The sequence below is a fragment of the Corynebacterium otitidis ATCC 51513 genome (assembly GCF_000296405.1).
In the GTDB taxonomy this organism is placed as follows: domain Bacteria; phylum Actinomycetota; class Actinomycetes; order Mycobacteriales; family Mycobacteriaceae; genus Corynebacterium; species Corynebacterium otitidis.
Genome location: NZ_JH815195.1, coordinates 232,722 through 239,678 on the forward strand (window position 1 = coordinate 232,722; position 6,957 = coordinate 239,678).

The window sequence follows — 6,957 nt, forward strand, 5'->3', positions numbered from 1 at the left end:
CGCGGGCGCCGGCCTGGAGCGGAGCGTGCTCGCCGGCGCGGCGGTCGTCGCGATCGCGGGCGGGGCGCTCGCGCAGGCGGTGCCCGCGGCCAACGAGATGGGTATTAACCGCGCCTACGAGGAGACCGCGCCCGGCGGGGAGCGCGCCGACCGGCACGAGCCCGGCTCCGCGGCCTACTACGACGCGGTCGACGAGGAGATCCGCTCCCACGGCTACGAGCCCTCGGAGACGGTCGTGCACACCGCGGTGAAGGGCTTCGCGTCGCTCTACCCGTACCGGGTGTTCCAGGCCTCCTCCCCGCACTACGCCAACCCGCTGGGCGAGCACCCGGCCCGCAACGAGGAGCTCCAGAAGTGGGCCGAGGCCTCCTATTCGGAGGCCGCCGACCCGGCGGAGTTCCTCTCCCTCATCGACTCCTCGCGGTGGCGCGCGCCCGACGTGTTCATCTTCCGCGACGCGACGAGCGAGGACGTGCCCGAGGGCAACACCGCGCCCGGCGACCGCGACGAGCCCGCCGCCGGGGTCAACCCCGACGACCCCAACGCCGGGGACGTCGACGCCGGCTTCGGGACGAGGGACGAGCTCGCCGACCACGACGACCAGCCGATCGTGCCCTCCGAGCAGGACGCCGACTACGGCTACCGCACAGAGATCAACGTCAACGACTACCCCAGCGTGCTCAACGTGCGCACCCACGAGCTGCTCTTCAACCCGGCGGCCTTCGACGACGAGGCGCTGTGGCACCGCGCCGAGATCGGCCCCTTCGTCGTCCTCACCCGCGCCTAGGGCCGCGGCGCGCGGCTGTGGCAGCCCGGGCGGCCGGGCGCCCCGCGCCGCGGGGGAACCGTCCCGGCCGGTCGTTGCCGGTCGGCGGGGCCGCTGGGATAGCCTTAGCCGATGTGCGTGACTACAGCTCGGCGCCGCCGGCGGACCCGCCCGCGGCCCGCCCGCCCGAGTGGCTCAAGCCGCTAGCGATCGTCTCGGGGCTCGTGGGGCTCCTCGCGTTCCTCGCGGTGCCGTTCCTCCCCGTCAGCCAGACCCAGTCCTCGCTGAGCTGGCCGCAGGAGGGATCCACCGCGTCGGTGCGCGCTCCCCTCATGTCCTACGCCCCCGAGTCGCTCGAGGCGACGGTGCCGCTCGCGGCGGCAGACACCCTGCCCGAGGGCGAGGACCTCCTCGTCGGCACCGTCCCCGAGGGCGCAGAGCGCTACCAGGCCCAGGGCCTCACCGTGCGCGCCACCGACACCGGGCTTACGGTCACCTCCCGGGGCCAGGCGTTCTTCGACCTCGATAGGGAGGAGCTCGACGAGGCGGCCGCAGCGGGCGCCTCGCTCGAGGTGTCCCTCACCGCGGACGAGGCCATAGCCCGGGTCTCTGGCTTCGACTCGGAGATCCTCGACGAGGACCTTCGGCCCATGTCGGTGGGCGTGTTCTCCGAGATCCCCGAGGAGGAGGCCGCCGGCCTCATCGACTCCGGATTAAGCCTCGAGCAGGAGATCAACTCCCGCTTCACCCTTTCCGCCACGCCGGTCAAGGCGGCCGCCATCGCGGTGGGGCTCGTGGCGCTCGCGGTGGCGCTGTGGTGCCTCTACCGCATCGACAAGCACTCCTCCGTGCCCAGGGCGCGGATCATGCCGGCGGGCGCGTGGCGGCCCCGGCTCCTCGACGGGGTCGTCGCCGCGGCACTCGCAGTGTGGCACCTCATCGGCGCGAACACCCCCGACGACGGCTATATCCTCACCATGGCGAGGCTCGCCGGCGAGTCGGACTACATGGCGAACTACTACCGGTGGTTCGGCGTGCCCGAGGCGCCCTTCGGCTTCCCGTTCTACGACCTGCTCTCCTACATGGTGCAGGTCTCCACCGCGTCCGTGTGGCTCAGGCTGCCGACGCTCATCGCCGGCCTGGCGATCTGGTTCATGCTCTCCCGCCTCGTGCTGCCCGCCCTCGGGCCCGCGGTCGCGGGCCGCGGCGTTGCGCGCTGGACGGCCGCGCTGCTCTTCCTCGCGTTCTGGCTGCCCTACAACAACGGCATCCGCCCCGAGCCGGTCATCGCCGCGGGCGCGCTGTTTACCGTCGTGTGCTTCGAGCGCGCCATCGCCACCCGCCGCTTCCTGCCCGCCGCGGTGGGCGTCGTCGCGGCGACGCTCTCCCTGGGGGCGGGCCCGACCGGGCTCATGGCGGTCGCGGCGGTGCTCGTCTCCCTGCCGAGCCTCATCACCCTGCTCTACGAGCGGCTCCCGGAGCTCGGCGCGCCGCACGACGGGCCGCGCGGCCGCGCCGTCGCCGCGTCCGCCGCGGTGCTTCTGCCGTTCTTCGCGGCCGGCACGGCGATCCTCTGCGGGGTGTTCTCCACCCAGACCATCGCCACCGTCTTGGAGGCAACGAGGGTGCGCTCGGAGATCGGGCCGTCGCTGCCGTGGTACGAGGAGTTCAGCCGCTACGAGGCGCTCCTCGACGTCGGCGGCGCCGACGGGTCGTTTACCCGCCGCTTCCCGGTGTTCATGCTGCTCGCCGCGTCGGCGATCGTCGCCGTCTCGCTGCTGGCGAGGCGGCGCATCTCCGGCGTCGCAAGCGGCCCGACGCTGCGCATCCTGCTGGTCGTCTTTGGAGCGTTCTTCTTCCTCATCTTCACGCCCACGAAGTGGACCCACCACTTCGGCGCGTTCGCCGGGATCGCGCCGGCGCTCGCCGCGGTCGCCGCGGTGGCGCTCAGCCAGATCTCGGTGCGCTCGAAGCCGATGCGCACGTTCGTCCTCGGCGGCTTCCTCATGATCTTCGCGCTCGCGCTCGCCGGCACGAACGGCTGGTGGTACATCTCCAGCTTCGCGGTGCCGTGGTGGGACAAGCCCCCACAGATCGGCGGGGTGCTCGCGTCCTCGGTGATGCTCGCGATCTCCGTGGCGGTGCTCGTCGTCGGCGTGGTGCAGAAGTTCCGCCAGACCCTCGACGAGGCGCGCGTCGCCGCGGGCGAGGAGCCCCGGCCCGCGAAGGAGCCGCGCAAGGAGCGACCGAGGACGCTCGGGCTTATCGCCGCGCCCATCGCGGTGCTCTCCGCGATCACGGTCGCGTTCTCGTATGCGAGCCTCGCGAAGGGATTCGTCGAGCAGTACCCCTCCTACTCCGTCGGCGAGGGCAACCTCCGGGCTTTGGCGGGCCGGCCGTGCGCCATGGCCGAGGACGTGCTCGTCGAGCGCGACACCAACGACTCCTTCCTCGAGCCGATCGGCGACGTCGACCTCGCGGACTCCCTCGACGCCGAGGGCAACGAGGGCTTCGGTCCGAACAACATCCCCACGGAGATCTCCGACCAGCTCGGCGACGACGCGGAGGAAGAGGAACCCGCCTCCGGCGGGAGCCTCGCCGAGTCCGACCCGGGCAGCAACGAGGCGGCCGTCGGCGGCGGGACCGGCAACGGCACGGGCAGCGACTCCAACTCGGGCACCTCGGGTGACTCCGCCGACGGGCAGTCGGATTCCTCCGCGGCGAGCGCGACGGGAGAGACCGAAGGGCTGCGCCCCGACGAGGGCGCTAACGGCTCGCGCCACCTGCTGCCCTTCGGGCTCGACTACGCCTCGGTGCCGGTGCTCGGCAGCTACAGCGACGACAACCCCGCCCCCGGCGAGCTCACCAGCGAGTGGTACGCGCTGCCCGACCCCGCCGAGAAGGACAACGCCCCACTCGTCGTCGTGTCCGCGGCCGGGCGCATCGCCCACGAGGACATCAACGGCATCGATCAGAGCGGCACGAAGCTCAAGCTCAGCTACGGCAAGCGGCTCCCCGGCGGCGGGGTGCGGGAGCTCGGCACCGCAACGATGGAGAGCACCGGCTCCGACCCCAGCTGGCGCAACCTGCGCCTCCCCCTCGAGGACCTCCCCGGGGAGGCGGACGCGGTGCGCCTCGTGGCGACCGACCACCTCGTTGAGGAGAAGATGTGGCTCGCGGTGACCCCGCCACGCGTGCCCGAGCTGGAGACGCTCCAGGACGCGGTCGGTACGAGCGTGCCCGTGCTCGTCGACTGGCCGGTCGGCCTGCAGTTCCCCTGCCAGCGGCCCTACGGCCACTACGCCGGCGTCGCGGAGATGGCCCGCTACCGGATCCTGCCCCGCCACGACGAGCGCCCCGCGCTCACCCCAGTGCAGGACGCCACGGGCGGCGGCGCGACCGGCCTGCCGGACGCGCTCGCCACGAGCTGGGAGGTGCCCAGCTACCTCAAGGACGACTGGGGCCGCGACTGGGGCGCGCTCATGGCCTACGACCTGCGCCCCGACTCGACCGGCGCGAAGCCTTCTCCCGCGGAGATCGACACCCGGGAGATCACGCGCTCCGGCTGGTGGCACCCGAGCTCCATGCCCACCGGCGAGGAGGACGACTAACCGCTAGGGGGCCGGCGGCGGCGCCAGGGCGCCCGCCGCGCCGGCCGCTTCGCGTCGGCCTGCGGTGATCGCGCCGCGCCACCGGGGCCGGCGTTACACGGCTCCTCGCGGGGAGCCTCCTCGGGTCCCGCGGGCGCGACCCCAGGCCGGGCGCCCCGCCGACCGTCGGCCAGTTTCCGGGGCCGCAGGCCGGACAGCTCGGCAAATCGGGCCGGCTAAGAAGAAGGACGCCGCCACGACCAGTGAGTTGGTCGCGGCGGCGTCCTTTTTCCTCGGCACTCTGTTAATTAGAGTGCCTGTTTCTTTTGGCCCGTAGGCGGGGCTGCTACCCGCGAGCCGGCTCTGGTGCCGGCGCGGCGTTCGCCTCCTCGCTCTCGTCCCGGGCGGGCGCGGGCCGGGGCGGGAAAACACTGGGAGGATTGGGGTTCTTGCGCGTGCGGCGCCTCCTCGACTCCGCCTCGGCGAGCGCGCCGACCGACTCGAGGGGGGCGCTGAGCGCCGAGAAGGAGAAGTCGCGGCGCGCCCGCCTCGCGCTCAGCACGATCGCCGCGAGCACGAGCGGGTAGCCGACGCCCAGGGCGACGATTTTCGGGATGATGGTCAGGGCCAGGTTGTCCATCGCGGTGATGTTCCACCCAAAGTGCATGGCGAAGGCCACGAGGTACCAGAACACCGCGATGCCCACCCGCGCCAGCGCGTTGCGGCGCCGTCCGGTGAGCGCCAGCCCCACGCCCCAGCCCGCGACGGCGGTGAAGGTGATGTGGAGGAAGGGCCCGACGATCATGCGCAGCGACCACATCTCCAGCGCGCCGGCGAGGTCGTTGTTGGGGTTGAGCATCGCCCCGGTGCCCGAGTAGACGACGTTCTCCGCGGCCTCGAAGCCGAGCCCGACGATAAGCCCGGTGATGAGGCCGTGCCAGGGCCGGCTCAGCCGCTGGAAGGTGAGCACGATGACTGCCACGCCCACCGTCTTGATGGTCTCCTCGGGGATGGCGCCGGCAAAAGACATGACGTAGTCCTCGAGGCCCAGGCTGTTCGCCATGAAGATCGCGCCCGGGGCGGCGATGAGGGCAAAGAGCACGGAGACGCCGCCGCCCCACGCGAGCGAGGCGGCCACCCACGCGATTCCGGGCGAGGGCTTCGGCCAGATGGGCAGCGCCCGAAACAGGGCGAGCATGATCGCGACGTAGCCCGCGCCGATGACGACGCTGGCGGCCAGCCCGCCGGGGGCGACGAGCGAGCTCGCCGCGACGTAGAACGCGCTAACAGGGATGCCCACCGCCAGGCAGGCGATCAGCGTGATGCCGAAGAGCCGGTTCATGCCAGTTCCCCCTCGTCCTCGTCGGGGCCGTTAGCCTCGTCCGGCCGGGCGAGCTGCGCCTCCGCCTCGTCAGGGAGCTCCCCGAGGCCGAAGGAGCGCCACACCATCCGCGCGGCGTCCTCGATCTCGTCGCCGGAGATCACCACGACCATGAGCTCGCCCTGGATCTGCTCGTCGACGGGGTCGTCGTTGCGCAGCGAGAGGCTGATGACCTCCTTGTCCGGGTCGTAGAGGAACTGCCCGGCTCCCGCCTTCACGACGGAAAGGTCCTCGCCGGGCAGGTCGAGGGTCGCGATCCGCGTCATGCGGCGAAGCGCGACCTCCTCGTCCATGTAGCCCGAAGCCGGGATGCCGGCCATGACCCGCGAGGGATCCTCGCACGCCCAGTTCGAGACCGGCAGGTCCTCGGCGAGGGGCTGGCACTCGAGGCCCTCGACGGGGATCTCCCAGCCGGACTCGTCGCTGGAGAACACGACCGGCTCGGGCCCGACGTCCTCACCGACGCCGCCGTCCTCGGCGACGTCATCGGTGCCGCCCGGGGACGCCCCAAACGCCACGCCAAGCGGCACGGCGACAACGAGGACCAGGAAAAACAGCAGGCCGAGCCACACTAAGACCCCCCGTCTGGGGATGGGTTGATATCTGCCCATGGGCTCATCGTAGCGGCCCACGCGCGCGGGGAGAGCGGGCCAACCCCGATCCGTCAAGTTAGCCTCTATGAATAACACGCGTGTGATTGTTGGGACACTCCATCGGGGCTGGCAGAGCGCCCGCCCCCAATCGATCGCCCGCGGCCGCAACCCGAATCTCACTCTCGCAGGGAACCCGCCAAGGAATTTTCTGACCGCGCTGCGCCGGGATGGGGAGCAACCCGGCACGATGTTCATAACAACCTGAAAGAATGCATGCGCGAAACTAGCTATGCTAGGAATTGCATGCAGGGGTCGATGCTGGGTCCGCCGTACGACGCAGCGGACCCACCACTCCCCTGTGAAGAACCTGTTCGAGAGATAACTGAGGAGACTTCTCGCTATGGCAACGTTCTCTTCGCGTTCCCGCGCGAGCCGGGCCATCGCCGGCCTGCCGCTGCGCCGCGCGCTCGTCGGTGGCACCATCGCCGCCGCGCTGACCGCCACTGCTGGCATCACCGCCGGCATCCCCTCCTTCGCTCCGACCACCAACGCGCAGGAGCAGGAGCACGGCCCCGCGACCAACGACGGCCTCCCCGGTGACGACGAAGGCGAGGGCGACGGCCTGCC

The 6,957-nt window shown here is 71.7% G+C and carries 5 protein-coding genes; 3 read left to right on the forward strand and 2 right to left on the reverse strand.

Going from position 1 to position 6,957, the window contains the following annotated elements; genetic code table 11:
• Positions 1-787, forward strand: a 787-nt coding sequence (locus tag HMPREF9719_RS08520; protein ID WP_004601587.1) for an arabinofuranosyltransferase, incomplete at its 5' end; no start/stop codon positions are given.
• A gap of 113 nt (positions 788-900) precedes the next feature.
• The gene (locus HMPREF9719_RS08525; RefSeq protein ID WP_004601588.1) at positions 901-4,377 is read left to right on the forward strand and encodes an arabinosyltransferase domain-containing protein; all 3,477 of its coding nucleotides are present in this window, start codon (positions 901-903) and stop codon (positions 4,375-4,377) included.
• Positions 4,378-4,702: 325 nt separating this feature from the next.
• Here the strand turns inward: HMPREF9719_RS08525 and HMPREF9719_RS08530 are convergent, their stop codons facing one another.
• Both HMPREF9719_RS08530 and HMPREF9719_RS08535 read right to left on the reverse strand, forming a co-directional pair.
• Positions 4,703-5,698 (reverse strand): PrsW family intramembrane metalloprotease, encoded by a 996-nt coding sequence (locus HMPREF9719_RS08530; protein ID WP_004601589.1) that lies wholly within the window; start codon positions 5,696-5,698, stop codon positions 4,703-4,705.
• Positions 5,695-6,348 carry a hypothetical protein gene (locus HMPREF9719_RS08535; RefSeq protein WP_145972330.1) on the reverse strand — a complete coding sequence of 218 codons (654 nt, stop codon included), beginning with the start codon at positions 6,346-6,348 and terminating at the stop codon, positions 5,695-5,697. Before HMPREF9719_RS08535 ends, HMPREF9719_RS08530 begins: the two co-directional genes overlap by 4 nt.
• A gap of 382 nt (positions 6,349-6,730) precedes the next feature.
• On the opposite strand from HMPREF9719_RS08535, the gene HMPREF9719_RS08540 reads away from it, so the two are divergent.
• Positions 6,731-6,957 (forward strand): hypothetical protein (locus HMPREF9719_RS08540; RefSeq protein ID WP_004601591.1); only part of this gene is annotated, 227 nt, incomplete at its 3' end.

What these genes read in the sequence shown, in the direction of transcription:
- HMPREF9719_RS08530 (WP_004601589.1), bottom strand. Translation starts at nt 5,698, where the DNA reads ATGAACCGGCTCTTCGGCATCACGCTGATCGCCTGCCTGGCGGTGGGC.
- HMPREF9719_RS08535 (WP_145972330.1), bottom strand. Translation starts at nt 6,348, where the DNA reads ATGGGCAGATATCAACCCATCCCCAGACGGGGGGTCTTAGTGTGGCTC.